This window comes from Thioalkalivibrio sp. ALE20, from assembly GCF_000381405.1.
Taxonomy (GTDB): domain Bacteria; phylum Pseudomonadota; class Gammaproteobacteria; order Ectothiorhodospirales; family Ectothiorhodospiraceae; genus Thioalkalivibrio.
Genome location: NZ_KB906472.1, coordinates 345,055 through 359,175, shown reverse-complemented (window position 1 = coordinate 359,175; position 14,121 = coordinate 345,055). Strand labels below are relative to the sequence as shown.

Below are 14,121 nucleotides of genomic sequence, written 5' to 3'. Positions count from 1 at the left end.
GAGGCCAGCCCCTGGCCGATGCGGCCCTATTGCGAGGTGTCGGGCCCCGGCGGCTGCGCGCTGTCCGGACGGCACAGGGCCTCGGCATCCACCGCATCGAAGACGTACTGCGCGTTGCAGAACTCGCAGGTGACCTCGATGCGGCCCTGCTCGGCCAGGATCGAGCGGATCTCGTCCACCCCGAGGCTCTGCAGGGTGGTGGCCACGCGCTCGCGCGAACAGTGGCAGTGGAATTCCACCGGGGAGCCGTCGAACAGGCGCACGCGTTCCTCGGCGAACAGCCGGCCCAGGAGCGAGCCGGCGTCCAGTTGCAGCAGTTCGGCCGCCGTGGTGGTTTCGGCCAGGGTGGTCGCGCGGTTCCAGTCCTCGCTGTCGCGCGACAGCGGCTGCCCGCTGTCATCCGGCAGCCCCTGCAGCAACATGCCCGCGGCGCGCTGGCCATCGGCGGCCAGCCAGACCCGCGTGGGAAGCTGCTCGGACTGTTCGAAATACCCGTCCAGGGCGTCGGCCAGGGTCTGCCCGCGCAGCTCCACCACGCCCTGATAGCGCTCGCCGCCGTCCCCGGGGTCCAGGGTCATCATCACCCGCGCGTCCTCGCCCAGGATCGCGTCCAGCGTGCCGTCCTCCGGCGGGGTCTCGTGATAACGGGCCACGCCGCGCAGATGGCCCTGCCCGTCGGCCTGTGCCACCAGCATGTGCAGCGGCCCGGAACCCGTGACTTGCAGGATCAGGGAGCCCTTGAACTTGAGCGTGGCGGCGACCAGGGTGACCGCGGCACAGGCCTGTCCCAGCAGGTCGCGCACCACCGGCGGGTAGGGGTGGCGCTCCAGCACCGCCTGCCATGCCCGGTCGAGGTGCACCCATTCGCCGCGCACCCCGGTGTTTTCCAGCATGAAGCGGTGCAGGGTATCGGCTTCGCGCGCGGATGCCGCGCCCATGCCCGCCTCACTCATGCCTGATCCAGGCGTTCCTTCAGCCGCTCGTTGACCTGGGCGGGGTTGGCCTTGCCCTGGGTGGCCTTCATCACCTGGCCGACGAAGAAGCCGAACAGCTTGTCCTTGCCGCCCTTGTACTGCTCGAGCTGCTTGGGATTGTTCGCGATCACCTCGTCGATGATGGCGTCGATCGCGCCGGTGTCGGTGATCTGCTTGAGCCCCTTGGCCTCGATCACGCTGTCGGCATCGCCCTCGCCGTTCCACATCGCCTCGAACACCTCCTTGGCGATCTTGCCGGAGATGGTCTCGTCCTGGATGCGCGCCAGCAGCCCGGCCAGCGCCCCGGCATCCACCGGGGCCTCGGCGAGCTCCACCTCGGAGCGGTTGAGCGCGGCGGAGAACTCGCCCATCACCCAGTTGGCGGCCAGCTTGGGCGCATTGCAGCCCCGCACCACCGCTTCGTAGAAATCCCCCATCTCACGGGTCGCGGTGAGCACGCCGGCATCGTATTCCGGCAGTTCGTACTCGCGCACGAAACGCTCGCGCTTGGCGTCGGGCAGCTCCGGCAGGCGACCGCGGATCTCCTCGATGAAGCCCTGATCGACCTCCACCGGCAGCAGGTCCGGATCGGGGAAGTAGCGGTAGTCGTTGGCCTCTTCCTTGGTCCGCATCGAACGCGTCTCGTCGCGGTCCGGATCGTACAGCCGGGTCTCCTGCACCACGCGGCCGCCACCCTCGATCACGTCGATCTGGCGTTCGATCTCGAAGTTGATCGCACGCTCGACGAAGCGGAAGGAGTTGAGGTTCTTCAGCTCCGCGCGGGTACCGAACTCCGCCTGCCCCTTCGGCCGAACGGAGACGTTGGCGTCGCAGCGGAAACTGCCCTCCTGCATGTTGCCGTCACAGATGTCGAGGTAGCGCACCAGCGAGTGCAGCTTCTTCATGTAGGCGACCGCCTCCTTCGCCGAACGCAGGTCCGGCTCGGAGACGATCTCCACCAGCGGGGTGCCGGCGCGGTTGAGATCGATGCCGGTCATCGCCTCGAAGCCTTCGTGCAGGCTCTTGCCGGCGTCTTCCTCGAGGTGCGCACGGGTCACGCCGATGCGCTTGGTCGAGCCGTCCTCCAGCTCGATGTCCAGATGCCCGCTGGCTACGATCGGCAGCTCGAACTGCGAGATCTGGTAGCCCTTGGGCAGGTCCGGGTAGAAGTAGTTCTTGCGCGCGAAGACCGAGCGGCCGGCCACCTCGGCGTCCAGCGCCAGGCCCAGCATCACCGCGCGCTCGACCACCCCGCGGTTGAGCACCGGCAGCACGCCGGGCATGCCCAGGTCCACCGGGCAGGCCTGACGGTTGGGCTCGGCGCCGTAGGCGGTGGGCGCCCCGGAAAAGATCTTGGAGACGGTATTGAGCTGGGCGTGAATCTCCAGCCCGATGACGGTTTCCCATTCCATGCTGCGACCCCTCAGGCAAAGGCCGACGGCACGCGGGCGTGCCAGTCGGTCTCCTGCTGAAACTGGTGTGCGACGCCGATCATGCGCGCCTCGTCGAAATAGTTGCCGATCAGCTGCAGCCCGACCGGCAGCCCCTGCACCTCGCCCGCCGGCAGCGACATCGCCGGCAGCCCCGCCAGATTGGCGGCGATGGTGTAGATATCCGAGAGGTACATCTTGACCGGGTCGGCGCTCTTGGCTCCCAGCTCGAACGGCAGTTCCGGCGTGGTCGGGCCCAGCAGCAGATCGACGTCGGCGAACACCCGGCGGAAGTCGTCGGCGATCACCCGGCGGACCTTCTGCGCCTTGAGATAGTAGGCGTCGTAGTAGCCGGCGGACAGCACATGGGTACCCACCATGATGCGCCGCTTCACCTCCGCGCCGAAGCCCTCGCCGCGCGAACGCGTGTACAGGTCCAGCAGGTCCTGCGGATCCTCGCAGCGATAGCCGTAGCGCACGCCATCGAAGCGCGACAGGTTGGACGAGGCCTCGGCCGGGGCCACCACGTAGTAGGCCGGCACCGACAGGTGGCTGTTGGGCAGGCTGACCTCGCGGATCTCGGCGCCGCGTTCGCGCAGCACCCGGATCGCCTCGTCCAGTACGGCGCGGATGCCGTCATCCAGGCCTTCGCCGAAGAACTCCTGCGGCAGACCGATGCGCAGCCCGGTGAGGTCGGCGTCCAGCGCTGCGGTGAAGTCCTCGGCCGGGCGTTCGAGGCTGGTCGAGTCGCGCTCGTCGAACCCGGCCATGGCATTGAGCATGTGCCCGCAGTCCTCGGCCGAGGCCGCCATCGGCCCGCCCTGATCCAGGCTGGAGGCGAAGGCAATCATGCCGTAGCGCGAGACCCGGCCGTAGGTCGGCTTGAGCCCGGTGATGCCGCAGAACGCGGCCGGCTGGCGGATGGAACCGCCGGTGTCGGTACCGGTCGCGCCGGGCACCAGACGCGCGCCCACCGCGGCCGCGGAACCGCCCGAGGAGCCGCCCGGGACCCGCGCGGTGTCCCAGGGGTTGTGCACCGGACCGTAGAAACTGGTTTCGTTGGACGAACCCATGGCGAACTCGTCCATGTTGGTCTTGCCCAGCATCACCGCGCCGGCGGCGTGCATGCGCTCGACCACCGTGGCGTCGTAGGGCGAGACGAACGGGTCCAGCATGCGCGAGCCACAGGCGGTGCGCACGCCGCGGGTGCAGAAGATGTCCTTCTGCGCCACCGGCACGCCCAGCAGCGGGGCCTCCTCGCCTTTCGCCAGACGCGCATCGGCGGCGTCCGCCTGCTCCAGCGCGGAATCGGCGGTCACGGTGACGAAGCTGTTGAGATCCGCATCCAGACGCTCGATGCGGTCCAGGTACAGGCGGGTGAGCTCGCGCGAGCTGATCTCTCGGGCGCGCAGCTTGCGTACCCAGTCGGAGAGGGTTTCCTGGGTCATGGACTCGGGACTCTTTCCTTCAAGCGTGGCTGAAAGCGGCGCACAGGGCGCGCCGCGGGCGATTCGGCGGATGGCGCGTCATTCAATGACGCGCGGCACCAGGTAGAGCCCCCCTTCCACCGCCGGGGCAATGGCCTGGTAGTCGTCGCGCCGGTCGGGCTCGGTGACCGCGTCCGGGCGCATGCGCTGGGCCGCGTCCATCGGATGGGCCATCGGCTCCACCCCCTCGATATCGGCGCCGTCGAGCTGCTCGACGAAGTCGAAGATGTCACTCAGCCCGCCGGCAAACTCGCGGGCCTGGTCGTCATCCATCGCCAGACGCGAAAGCTCGGCGATGCGCTGGACGTGTTCGGTGTCTACGGACATGGCTTGCGGACCCTCGCTGCGGGCGATAACGAAACACTCAGGGATACGCTGAGACGGAGCGCAAACTTACCACAACCCCGACCTTGCCCAAACCCGGGGCGGTTGCTAGAGTCCGTGGCTTTCCCGCCGACCATGCAAGCAGGTTCGTACCCCATGCTCAAACGCCTCCTGGGGCTGTTCTCCAACGACATCTCCATCGACCTCGGCACGGCCAATACGCTGATCTACATGCGCGGCCAGGGCATCGTGCTCAACGAACCCTCCGTCGTGGCCATTCGTCAGGACCGGGGCCCCGGGGGACCGCGTTCGATCGAGGCCGTCGGCATCGAGGCCAAGAAGATGCTCGGGCGCACACCGGAGCACGTGGTGACCATCCGGCCGATGAAGGACGGCGTGATCGCCGACTTCACCACCACCGAGAAGATGCTGCAGTACTTCATCAAGAAGGTGCACGAACGGCGGATCTTCCGCCCCAGCCCGCGGGTGCTGGTCTGCGTGCCCTGCGGCGCCACTCAGGTGGAGCGCCGCGCGATCCGCGAATCCGCCTTCGGCGCCGGGGCGCGCAAGGTCTACCTGCTGCAGGAACCGGTGGCCGCGGCGATCGGCGCCGGCATCCCGCTGGACGAGGCGGTCGGCTCCATGGTGCTGGACATCGGCGGCGGCACCTCCGAGGTGGCCGTGCTGTCGATGAACGGCATCGTCTACTCCGAGTCGGTGCGCATCGGCGGCGACACCTTCGACGAGGCCATCATGGCCTACGTGCGCCGCAACTACGGCGTCCTGATCGGCGAGGCCACGGCTGAACGCATCAAGCATGCGGTGGGTTCGGCCTATCCGGGCAAGGAGCTGCTGGAGATCGAGGTCAAGGGCCGCAACCTGTCCGAGGGCGTGCCGCGCTCGTTCACCCTGAATTCCAACGAGATCCTCGAGGCCCTGCAGGATCCGCTGTACGGGATCGTCTCGGCCGTGCGCACGGCGCTGGAACAGACCCCGCCGGAGCTGGGTTCCGATGTCGCGGAACGCGGCATCGTGCTGACCGGCGGCGGGGCGATGCTGCAGCAGATCGACCGTCTCCTGATGGAGGAGACCGGCATTCCGGTAGTCGTGGCCGACGACCCCCTCACCTGCGTCGCCCGCGGAGGCGGCCGGGTCCTGGAAATGCTCGACGAGAAGCGGGTCGACTTCCTCTCCATGGAGTAAACTCCGGTCCCGGGCTCGTCCCCGGGAGTCGCCCCGCGTTCCGGAGGTTCGGTTATAAGCAAGCCGCTGTTCAGACTGGGCATCTCGCCCACGCTGCGTCTGCTGTTCGTGGTCCTGCTGGGGATCGCGCTGATGGTGCTCGACCACCGCCTGAACGAACTGCAGACGGTGCGCAGCGTGCTCGCGACCGTGGCCTACCCGATCCAGGTCGCGGTGGATGCGCCCATCCGCGCGGGCTCACGGGTGCTGGAATCGTTCTCCAGCCGCGAGGATCTGGTGGTGGAGAACCGCATCCTGCGGCGCGAGAACAGCGAGTTGCGCGCCCGCCAGCTGCGTTTCGAGGCGTTGCAAGCGGAGAACGACCGCCTGCGCGCCCTGCTCAACACCGCCCGTCAGGCGGACGAGGAGGTCCAGGTCGCGCAGATCCTTGCGGTGGACCTGGACCCCTTCCGCCAGCAGATCGTGCTCAACAAGGGACAGCGCGATGCGGTGTATGCCGGACAACCGGTGATCGACGCCGACGGCGTTGTCGGTCAGATCCTCTCCGCCGAATACTCCAGCGCCACGGCCCTGCTGATCTCCGACCCCGGACATGCCCTGCCGGTAGTCAGCGCCCGCACCGGCCTGCGCGGCATCGTCGTCGGCACCGGCAACCCCCAGCGCCTGCACATGCGCCACGTCCCGCCACAGGAAGACATCGAGGAGGGTGACCTGCTGCTGACCTCGGGGCTGGGCGGTCGTTTTCCTGCAGATTACCCGGTCGCGCGCGTCACCTCGGTGGAACGCCCGCCGGGCGAGCCCTTTCTCGCCATCGAGGCGGAACCGCTGGCCGCGCTGGACCGCTCGCGCGAGGTGCTGCTGCTGTGGATGCAGGACCGCGAACGCAACGCGATCCCCACGCCGCTGCCCGCCGAAAGCGCAACCGAATCCGCGCCGGCGCCATGAGCGGCGGCGCGGGCGTTCCCTGGCCGATCCCGCTGAGCCTGCTGGCGGCCCTCGCGCTGGCGATCGTGCCCCTGCCCGCGGGCCTCGCGCTGCTGCGGCCCGAATGGGTGGCGCTGGTCCTGATCTACTGGGCCATGGCCTTCCCCCAGCGGGTCGGGGTGTTCACGGCTTTCGGCGCCGGTCTGCTGCTCGATGTCCTGCAGGGCCAGCTGCTGGGCCAGAATGCCGTTGCGATGGCCCTGGTGGCCTACCTCACCATCCAGCTGCATTCACGCCTGCGGGTCTATCCGCTGTGGCAGCAGATGATCGTGGTCACCGGCCTGATCGCCCTGTACAAGCTCACCGCCCTGTGGCCGCAGGGCCTGGCCGGCCTGCCGCCGGGCACCCCGTGGTACTGGGCGCCCGTGCTCAGCAGCGCTCTGATATGGCCGCTGATCTTCGTGCTGCTGCGCGACGTGCGCAAGCGCTGGCTGCTGCACCTGACCTGATCCACCCGTGGCCATCGCACCCGGAAGGCCGGCTGCGGCATACTCTCCCGGCCATTCAGTCGTGACCCCTTCGGAGGCCCCATGGACCCGAACAAGCAGACCGAGATCGAGGCCGCGGTTTTCCGGCGGCTGCTGCAGCATCTGGACGAGCGCAAGGACGTGCAGAACATCGATCTGATGAACCTCGCCGGTTTCTGCCGCAACTGCCTGTCCAAATGGTATGTCGCGGCCGCCGAGGAACGCGGCGAGTCCATTGACTACGAGGCCGCCCGCGAGATCGTCTACGGCATGCCCTACGCCGAGTGGAAGGAGCGGTATCAGAAACCGGCCAGCAACGAGCAGCTGGAGGCATTCGCACAGAACCGCCCCGACGACGACCATGCATGATCATGGCCTGATCGATACCCCGGAGGCACTGCAGGCATTCCTGCAGGCCGTCCGGGGTGCCCCGTGGATCGCGCTGGACACCGAGTTCCTGCGCGAAAAGACCTACTACCCGAAGCTCTGCCTGATCCAGGCGGCCACCCCGGAGCACATCGCCAGCATCGACCCGCTGGCGCTGGACGTAAAACGGCTGGCCCCGCTGCTGCACGACCGTTCCGTCACCAAGGTGTTTCACTCCGCCTGGCAGGACATGGAAATCCTGCTGCGCGAGACCGGCGACGTACCCGCACCGGCCTTCGACACCCAGATTGCCGCGGCGATGCTCGGTCACGGCGATCAGGTCGGCTATGCCAATCTGGTCCGCGCGGTGCTGGACCACGAACTGGACAAGAGCCAGACCCGCACCGACTGGTCGCGCCGTCCGCTGGATTCGGAGCAGCTGGCATATGCCGCCGACGATGTGCGCTATCTCGCGGCCCTGTACCAGCAGATGCACGCGGACCTGGAAAGCAGCGGGCGCCTGGAATGGCTGCAGCCGGAGATGGACGCCCTCGCCGACCCCGAGGCCTACCGCGCCGATCCGGAAGCAGCCTGGCGCCGGGTCTCCGGACACAAACGCCTGAAACCGCGCGAACTCTCCGTACTCCAGGGCGTGGCCGCGTGGCGCGAACGCACGGCGCAGAGCAGCGACCGGCCGCGCAAGTGGGTCCTGAGCGATGACCTGCTGCTGGAGATCGCCCGCCGGGCACCCGCAGGGAGCGCGCAACTGCGCGGACTGCGCGGTTTCCCCTCGGGCATGAACGACGACCGGGTACAGGGCCTGCTGGAGGCGATTCGGGCAGGACGCGAACGTCCGCAGTCGGAATGGCCGGCATTGCCGAAGCAGAAGCCGCTGTCCGAAGCCGACGAGGTGCTCGCCGACATGGCCATGGCCCTGCTGCGCGAACTCGCCCGCCGGCAGGAGATCACGCCCGCGGCCATCGCCCAGCGCAAGGATGTTGTGGAACTGGTGCGCGGACGCGCGCAGGACAGCCGCCTCGGCAGCGGCTGGCGCCATCACGTGGCAGGCGCCGAGATTCAGCGCTGGCTGAACGGCGAAACCGCGTTGTCACGCGACCCCGCAAACGGACTCGAGCTGAAATCCACGGCCGGATGAGACCGTCGGCTTTCCCCCCGCGGGACGGGAGGGGCGGACCGCCCGCTCCCCCGCGCCCCTTTCTCAGGCGGCCTTGTAAACGCCGCGACGCGGCGACGTCAGACGCCCCTGACGCTTGAGGTAGGCCAGCGTCTGGCTGATGTTGCGGGTATCCAGCCCGGCCTTCTCGGCCTCGGCCTTGATGTCCTTCACGTTCATTTCGGGCTGAGAGGCCACGATGTCGCACAGTTTCTGGCTGATGGAACCACCGCCGCCGCGACGCCCGCCGCGTGCGGACGAGGCCTTCCGCCGGCCCCCGACGCGCCCGCCCAGTTCCTCGATCTGGCGGTCGATTTCGCGCAGTTCGGCCTTGTGCCGGGCGAGCATTTCGCGGCGCTTTTCTTTCAGCGCCTCGCGTTTTTCCTTGCGCTCGGCTTCCTTGCGTTCCTCTTCCTCGCGCTCGCGTTCGCGCGCCAGGGCATAAAGTTCCTCGGCCGAAAGTTCGGAGGCCTTCTTGTCATCCACGGTCATGCTTTTCTCCATTGTTCGTTTCGTTATCTGCCCGCTCCGGAGGACTTACATACCGGAGCGGGCCACAGGCACAAAATGTTGCGTTCGATCCATCTTTTGACAAATATGCCACGAAACCCGGCGCGAAACCAAAACATCGCATGAATCTCGACCCTGAAACCCGCGACCGCATTTGCCGACGCACGCGTTCCTTTTATATCGAGGCCACCGGCCACCCGGCGTCTTCCACCCCGGCGGTTCTTTTTGATCTGCGCGGCCGCGCCGCCGGTCAGTTCCGGGTCCACCGCGGCCATCCAGCCATCCGTTTCAATCCCGAGGCTTTTGTCCGTGACTGGAATACACATTTCCCGGAAACCATTGCACACGAAGTCGCCCACGCCGCGGTGCATGTCCTTTATCGCGGACGCCGGGTCCGTCCGCACGGCGCGGAATGGCAGGCCATCATGCATCACCTGGGGGTGGCACCGCGGGTGCGGCATGCCACCCCGCTCACACCCGCACGCCGGCAACGAACCTATGCTTATATCTGCGACTGCACCCACCACGCGCTCAGTCCGCAACGACATGCCCTGATCCAGAAAAAGGGGTATCGCTACCAGTGCCGGCATTGCGGGGGCTGGCTGCGCCCGGCCGAATAACGAGCCCACGGACTCCGCAGCCGTGCCGCGGCAGTCTGTTATCATGCCTGCCCGGTTTCGCAGCCAATCCCGCAGCCGGCGTTCCGACCAGGACCCCGCAATCGCATGAAGAGAAAAGCCCTCGACGCCACCCACCCCAGCGCCGGCGAATCCTGGCGCCTGTTCCTCCGCATCTTCGAGTTCATCAAGCCCTACTGGCGCATGGGGATCGTGGCGATCATCTCGATGATCCTGGCCGCCGCCGGACAGGCCGCCTTCGCCTGGATCATCCAGCCGCTGGTGGATGGCACGTTCATCGAACAGGACCCCGATGCCCGCATCTGGGTCCCGCTGGGGCTGGTCGGGATCTTTTTCTTCTATGCGTTCACCACCTTTGCCGCGCAGTACACCGTGGCCTGGGTCGGGCGCAAAGTGGTCAAGGACATCCGGCAGGCGGTATTCGATCAGTATCTGCGACTGCCCGCAGGGTTCTTTGACCGCCATTCCTCCGGCACCCTGCTGGCCAAGCTGACCTATAACGTCAATCAGATCAGTGCCGCGGCCTCCAAGGCGATCCTGATCCTGGTCAAGGACAGTTTCACCATCCTGTTCCTGCTGATGTACATGACCTGGCTCAGTGGCTGGCTGATGCTGATCGTGTTCGGGCTGGCGCCGGCGGTGGCCCTGGTCATCAGCGGGGCCAACAAGCGTTTTCGCAAGTTCAGCCGGCGCATGCAGCGTTCGGTGGGGGACTATGCCCAGGTTGCGGAGGACAGCATCCGCGGACATTCGGAAGTCAAGATCTTTGGCGCCGAGGACTATGAATCCGACCGCTTTCGCAAGATCAATGACCGACACCACCGCCAGTTCATGCGTTACAAGACGGTGGAGGCCGCCAGCCAGCCCCTGTCACAGTTCGGTGCGGTCATCGCGCTCGCGATCATCGTTTATCTCGCCACCATGGACATGGTGATGGAAACCATCACCCCCGGGGGCATGATTTCGTTCATCGCGGCCATGCTCCTGCTGCTTCCGCCGCTCAAGCGGGTGGTCAAGGTCAACTCGGAGATCCAGAAGGCGCTGGCCGCGGGCGAGAGCGTGTTCGAGGTACTGGATACCGCCCCGGAGCCGGATCACGGCGAACGCCGCCTGGAACGGGCCGAGGGACATATCGAGGTCGACCATGTCTGGTTCCGCTATCCCCAGACCGAGGACTGGGTGCTGCGCGACATCTCGCTGGAGATCCGGCCCGGGCAGACCGTGGCCCTGGTCGGACGTTCCGGCAGCGGCAAGAGCACCCTGGCAAGCCTGGTCCCGCGCTTCTACGAGCCCGAACATGGGGAGGTGCGCCTGGACGGCCATCCGGTGCGGGAATATCCACTGCGCGACCTGCGCGGGCAGATGGCGCTGGTCAGCCAGCAGGTGGTGCTGTTCAATGACACCGTGGCCAACAACATCGGCTACGGCCTGGCGCGCGAACCCTCCGCCGAGGAGCTGCACGAGGCTGCGCGCGCGGCCAACGCCCTGGAGTTCATCGACGACCTGCCCGACGGCTTCGACACCGTGGTGGGCGAGAACGGCGTGATGCTCTCCGGCGGGCAGCGGCAACGGCTGGCAATCGCCCGCGCCCTGCTCAAGGACGCACCCATCCTGATCCTCGACGAGGCCACCTCGGCGCTGGACTCGGAGTCCGAGCAGAAGATCCAGGACGCCCTGGAACAGCTGATGCGCGGGCGCACGACCCTGGTGATCGCGCACCGCCTGTCCACGGTGGAAGACGCCGACCGCATCCTGGTGCTGGACGACGGCCGGGTGGTGGAATCCGGCACGCACAACGAGCTGATGGAGGCCGGCGGGCATTACGCCGCGCTGCAGAAGGGCCAGTTCGGCGAGGAGGAACAGGCCGGCCCCGAAGAGTGATCTTCCGGCGCTGACCGGGCTGGCGGCGAGTCCGGGGAGTGACCCGAACCCTGCCGGTTCGCGTGCGAGCATGGCCGGTCGACGCCCTCGATCCGGCCATAACCGATCGGCTGGTTCTGTGCCAGGAAGCCAGGCGGCGCCCGCGCGGAATCAGACAGTCGCCACCGTCTCCTCCAGCACACCCAGGACCCGCGCCACGGCACCGCGCCCGGAGGCCACCACATCCTGGCCGGCTACGGCCATGCGCCGCCCTCGTTCCAGGTCGTCGAACAGTTCGGCCAGAGCCGCGCCCAGCGCGTCGCCATCGGCGACCTCGATGCGGGCATCCACGGCATCCAGGGCGCGAGCGACGGCGGCGAAATTCGACACGTCCGGACCGGTGAGCACCGGTCGCCCCAGGGCCGCCGGCTCCAGCAGGTTCTGTCCGCCCAGTGGCACCAGACTGCCACCGACGAAGGCCACGTCGGCCGCGGCGAGATAGAGCCCCATCTCGCCGAGGGTATCCCCCAGCAGCACGTCGGCCTCGCCCTCCGCGCGGCCGGGTGCGTCCGCCTGCAGCGAGCGTCGCGCCACCGACAGGCCCGCGTCCGCAGCCGCCCGCGCCACCGTATCGAAACGCTGCGGGTGACGCGGCACCCAGATCAGCCGCGCATCCGGATGGCGCCTGCGCAAGGCGACATGGGCCGCCAGCACGGCCTCGTCCTCACCCTCGCGGGTACTGACCGCCGCCCACACCGGCACCTCCGCGGACCACAGGGCGGCGCGCAGTGCCGCGCCCCCCTCGGCGCCCGCAGGCGGATCGCGATCGAACTTCAGGTTGCCGCCGACCTCCACCCGCCCGGGCGGCGCACCCAGTGCCCGGAACCGCCCGGCGGCCGTGGAGTCCTGCGCGAGGATCCGCCGCGGCACGCCCAGCACCTCGCCGATCAGCGGCTGCTGGCGCTGATAGCGCCGAAACGCACGATCCGAGAGCCGGCCGCTGGCCAGCACCAGGGGCACCCCGGCGCGCTCGCAGGCCGCGAACAGATGCGGCCACAGCTCGGTCTCCACGATCACCCCGGCACGCGGTCGGGCCGCGACCACGAAGCGCCGCACGGCACCGGGGAGGTCCAGCGGCAGAAAACGGTGGTGGACGTCGTCGATGCCCGCCGCCGTGATCCGCGCCGCGCCTTCGGGCGTGGTGGTGGTCACCAGCACGGACACCCGGGGGAATCGCTCGCGCAGGCCCCGTATCAGCGGCAGGGCGGCCTCCACCTCGCCCACCGAGGCGGCATGCACCCACCATGCCCCCGACGGCGGCGCGGCACCCCGGCCCAACCATTCCAGGCGGCGCGCCGCCGGGACGTGGTTGCGCGCGGCACGCCGCCACAGGACCGCGCCCATGACCGGCGCCAGCAGGCGTGACAGGACCGCGTAACCGGCGCGCCGCATCAGGAGCGTTCCGTCTCCAGAAGCGCCGCCGCCTCCTGCAGGGAACGGATCCGGCGTGCCTGCGGATCCGCCTGCAGCGCAGCCGCCTGTTCCGCATCCGGGGTCTCCGGAGCGAACAGCAGCCGCGTGCCCACCCCGGCACGGCGCGCGGCCTCCAGATCGGAGGGGCGGTCACCGACCAGTACCGAATGCGCCAGATCCACGTCCAGCGCGTCCCGCGCCCGCAACAGCATGCCCGGGGCCGGCTTGCGGTCCGGGCAGTCGCGCCGCCAGGGCTCCAGCGCATCGCGCGGATGGTGCGGGCAGTGATAGACCGCATCCAGACGTCCGCCACGTTCGGCAAACCGCGCCCGCATCCACTGCGTCAGCCGCTCGAAGTCGTCCTCGCCGTAGTACCCGCGACCGATGCCGGACTGGTTGGTGACCACCACCACGGGGTAGCCGGCGGCACCGGCCCGGGCCACCAGCTCGAAGATCCCGGGCATGAAATCGAAGTCCTCGGGCCGGTACACATAGGCGTGATCCACGTTGATCACGCCATCACGGTCGAGGAACAGCGCCGGCCGGCTCACGGCGCCGCGTCGCCCTGCGCGCGGGCGACCAGGGCATCTTCCACCACGGCGCACAACAGATGCCCGATCAGCCCGTGCACCTCCTGCACCCGTGCGGTCGCGGCGTCCGGCACCGCCAGCAGATGGTCCACCGTGGGACCGGCGGGCAGCCCCCGCGCACCGGTCAGCGCGACCGTGGTCAGGCCCTGGCGCCCGGCGGTTTCCAGCGCGCGCAGCACATTGGGGGACTCGCCCGAGGTGGTGAAGCCGACCAGTACGTCGCCGGGGCGCCCCAGCGCCTCGACCTGGCGCGCGAATACTTGCTCGTAACCGAAGTCGTTGGCGATGGCCGTCAGCACCGAGGTGTCGGTGGTCAGCGCAACCGCCGCCGCGCCCGGCCGCACCACGCGGTAACGGCACACGATCTCGGCCGCGATGTGCTGGGCATCCGCCGCACTGCCGCCGTTACCCGCAAGCAGGATCTGGCCGCCGGCATCCAGGCTGGCCAGCCAGCGCCGCGCGACGGCCTCCACCTCCCCGAGGAATTCCGCATCCTCGGCCAGTTGTCCGAAAAGCCGGCTGGCGGCCTGCAACTCTGCTGCGATCCCTTCCTGCACGCGTTCCTCACTTTCGGGGGGCGACCCCGGAGACGGCCACCGGCGACGCCCCGTCCCGGCGGTCCCGAATGTACAATGCGCAAC

Annotated in this window: 15 protein-coding genes; 7 read left to right on the top strand and 8 right to left on the bottom strand. The window is 68.5% G+C overall.

Going from position 1 to position 14,121, the window contains the following annotated elements; all coding sequences use genetic code 11:
* Nucleotides 1-26: 26 nt before the first annotated feature.
* The 4 genes from hslO to gatC all read right to left on the bottom strand — a co-directional run bounded on the left by hslO (nt 27) and on the right by gatC (nt 4,218).
* Nucleotides 27-953 (bottom strand): Hsp33 family molecular chaperone HslO, encoded by a 927-nt coding sequence (gene hslO / locus F790_RS0105100; protein WP_019591022.1) that lies wholly within the window; start codon nt 951-953, stop codon nt 27-29.
* Nucleotides 950-2,386: an Asp-tRNA(Asn)/Glu-tRNA(Gln) amidotransferase subunit GatB gene (gatB, locus tag F790_RS0105095; RefSeq protein ID WP_019591021.1), complete on the bottom strand. Its 1,437-nt coding sequence runs from the start codon at nt 2,384-2,386 to the stop codon at nt 950-952. Before gatB ends, hslO begins: the two co-directional genes overlap by 4 nt.
* Before the next feature lie 11 nt (nt 2,387-2,397).
* Nucleotides 2,398-3,852 carry an Asp-tRNA(Asn)/Glu-tRNA(Gln) amidotransferase subunit GatA gene (gene gatA, locus F790_RS0105090; protein ID WP_018869800.1) on the bottom strand — a complete coding sequence of 485 codons (1,455 nt, stop codon included), beginning with the start codon at nt 3,850-3,852 and terminating at the stop codon, nt 2,398-2,400.
* A 78-nt stretch (nt 3,853-3,930) separates the two neighbouring features.
* The gene (gene gatC / locus F790_RS0105085; protein ID WP_018869799.1) at nt 3,931-4,218 is read right to left on the bottom strand and encodes an Asp-tRNA(Asn)/Glu-tRNA(Gln) amidotransferase subunit GatC; all 288 of its coding nucleotides are present in this window, start codon (nt 4,216-4,218) and stop codon (nt 3,931-3,933) included.
* A 153-nt stretch (nt 4,219-4,371) separates the two neighbouring features.
* Here gatC and F790_RS0105080 point away from each other — a divergent pair, with 153 nt between their 5' ends.
* The 5 genes from F790_RS0105080 to rnd all read left to right on the top strand — a co-directional run bounded on the left by F790_RS0105080 (nt 4,372) and on the right by rnd (nt 8,391).
* Nucleotides 4,372-5,418: a rod shape-determining protein gene (locus F790_RS0105080; protein ID WP_018869798.1), complete on the top strand. Its 1,047-nt coding sequence runs from the start codon at nt 4,372-4,374 to the stop codon at nt 5,416-5,418.
* Between the two features lie 81 nt (nt 5,419-5,499).
* Entirely contained in the window at nt 5,500-6,363 is an 864-nt protein-coding gene (mreC, locus tag F790_RS0105075) for a rod shape-determining protein MreC (protein WP_369773034.1), read from the top strand.
* Nucleotides 6,360-6,851 (top strand): rod shape-determining protein MreD, encoded by a 492-nt coding sequence (gene mreD, locus F790_RS0105070; protein ID WP_019569544.1) that lies wholly within the window; start codon nt 6,360-6,362, stop codon nt 6,849-6,851. Before mreC ends, mreD begins: the two co-directional genes overlap by 4 nt.
* 81 nt (nt 6,852-6,932) lie before the next feature.
* Nucleotides 6,933-7,238: a DUF1244 domain-containing protein gene (locus F790_RS0105065; protein WP_018869795.1), complete on the top strand. Its 306-nt coding sequence runs from the start codon at nt 6,933-6,935 to the stop codon at nt 7,236-7,238.
* Nucleotides 7,231-8,391 (top strand): ribonuclease D, encoded by a 1,161-nt coding sequence (gene rnd, locus F790_RS0105060; protein WP_019591019.1) that lies wholly within the window; start codon nt 7,231-7,233, stop codon nt 8,389-8,391. The genes F790_RS0105065 and rnd overlap by 8 nt, the downstream gene beginning before the upstream one ends.
* A gap of 63 nt (nt 8,392-8,454) precedes the next feature.
* On the opposite strand, the gene F790_RS0105055 is transcribed toward rnd, so the two are convergent.
* Nucleotides 8,455-8,901 carry a hypothetical protein gene (locus F790_RS0105055; protein ID WP_026332859.1) on the bottom strand — a complete coding sequence of 149 codons (447 nt, stop codon included), beginning with the start codon at nt 8,899-8,901 and terminating at the stop codon, nt 8,455-8,457.
* A 140-nt stretch (nt 8,902-9,041) separates the two neighbouring features.
* On the opposite strand from F790_RS0105055, the gene F790_RS0105050 reads away from it, so the two are divergent.
* Complete coding sequence (locus tag F790_RS0105050) at nt 9,042-9,539, top strand: SprT-like domain-containing protein (RefSeq protein ID WP_018869792.1); 498 nt, start codon at nt 9,042-9,044, stop codon at nt 9,537-9,539.
* A 105-nt stretch (nt 9,540-9,644) separates the two neighbouring features.
* Nucleotides 9,645-11,438, top strand: coding sequence for a lipid A export permease/ATP-binding protein MsbA (gene msbA / locus F790_RS0105045; RefSeq protein ID WP_019021487.1), 1,794 nt, complete (start codon nt 9,645-9,647; stop codon nt 11,436-11,438).
* Between the two features lie 150 nt (nt 11,439-11,588).
* On the opposite strand, the gene F790_RS0105040 is transcribed toward msbA, so the two are convergent.
* The 3 genes from F790_RS0105040 to F790_RS0105030 are packed head-to-tail and all read right to left on the bottom strand — an operon-like array spanning nt 11,589 to nt 14,013.
* Nucleotides 11,589-12,869 (bottom strand): 3-deoxy-D-manno-octulosonic acid transferase, encoded by a 1,281-nt coding sequence (locus tag F790_RS0105040; protein ID WP_019591017.1) that lies wholly within the window; start codon nt 12,867-12,869, stop codon nt 11,589-11,591.
* Nucleotides 12,869-13,441, bottom strand: coding sequence for a D-glycero-beta-D-manno-heptose 1,7-bisphosphate 7-phosphatase (gmhB, locus tag F790_RS0105035; RefSeq protein WP_018947452.1), 573 nt, complete (start codon nt 13,439-13,441; stop codon nt 12,869-12,871). Before gmhB ends, F790_RS0105040 begins: the two co-directional genes overlap by 1 nt.
* Nucleotides 13,438-14,013, bottom strand: a complete 576-nt coding sequence (locus F790_RS0105030; protein WP_019021490.1) for an SIS domain-containing protein — start codon at nt 14,011-14,013, stop codon at nt 13,438-13,440. Before F790_RS0105030 ends, gmhB begins: the two co-directional genes overlap by 4 nt.
* Nucleotides 14,014-14,121 lie beyond the last annotated feature (108 nt).

Excerpts from the sequence above, each read along its gene's own strand:
- rnd (WP_019591019.1), top strand. The coding sequence starts at position 7,231 with ATGCATGATCATGGCCTGATCGATACCCCGGAGGCACTGCAGGCATTC.
- F790_RS0105080 (WP_018869798.1), top strand. The coding sequence starts at position 4,372 with ATGCTCAAACGCCTCCTGGGGCTGTTCTCCAACGACATCTCCATCGAC.
- gatC (WP_018869799.1), bottom strand. The coding sequence starts at position 4,218 with ATGTCCGTAGACACCGAACACGTCCAGCGCATCGCCGAGCTTTCGCGT.
- gatB (WP_019591021.1), bottom strand. The coding sequence starts at position 2,386 with ATGGAATGGGAAACCGTCATCGGGCTGGAGATTCACGCCCAGCTCAAT.
- gatA (WP_018869800.1), bottom strand. The coding sequence starts at position 3,852 with ATGACCCAGGAAACCCTCTCCGACTGGGTACGCAAGCTGCGCGCCCGA.
- F790_RS0105065 (WP_018869795.1), top strand. The coding sequence starts at position 6,933 with ATGGACCCGAACAAGCAGACCGAGATCGAGGCCGCGGTTTTCCGGCGG.
- F790_RS0105040 (WP_019591017.1), bottom strand. The coding sequence starts at position 12,869 with ATGCGGCGCGCCGGTTACGCGGTCCTGTCACGCCTGCTGGCGCCGGTC.
- hslO (WP_019591022.1), bottom strand. The coding sequence starts at position 953 with ATGAGTGAGGCGGGCATGGGCGCGGCATCCGCGCGCGAAGCCGATACC.
- F790_RS0105050 (WP_018869792.1), top strand. The coding sequence starts at position 9,042 with ATGAATCTCGACCCTGAAACCCGCGACCGCATTTGCCGACGCACGCGT.
- msbA (WP_019021487.1), top strand. The coding sequence starts at position 9,645 with ATGAAGAGAAAAGCCCTCGACGCCACCCACCCCAGCGCCGGCGAATCC.
- F790_RS0105055 (WP_026332859.1), bottom strand. The coding sequence starts at position 8,901 with ATGACCGTGGATGACAAGAAGGCCTCCGAACTTTCGGCCGAGGAACTT.
- mreD (WP_019569544.1), top strand. The coding sequence starts at position 6,360 with ATGAGCGGCGGCGCGGGCGTTCCCTGGCCGATCCCGCTGAGCCTGCTG.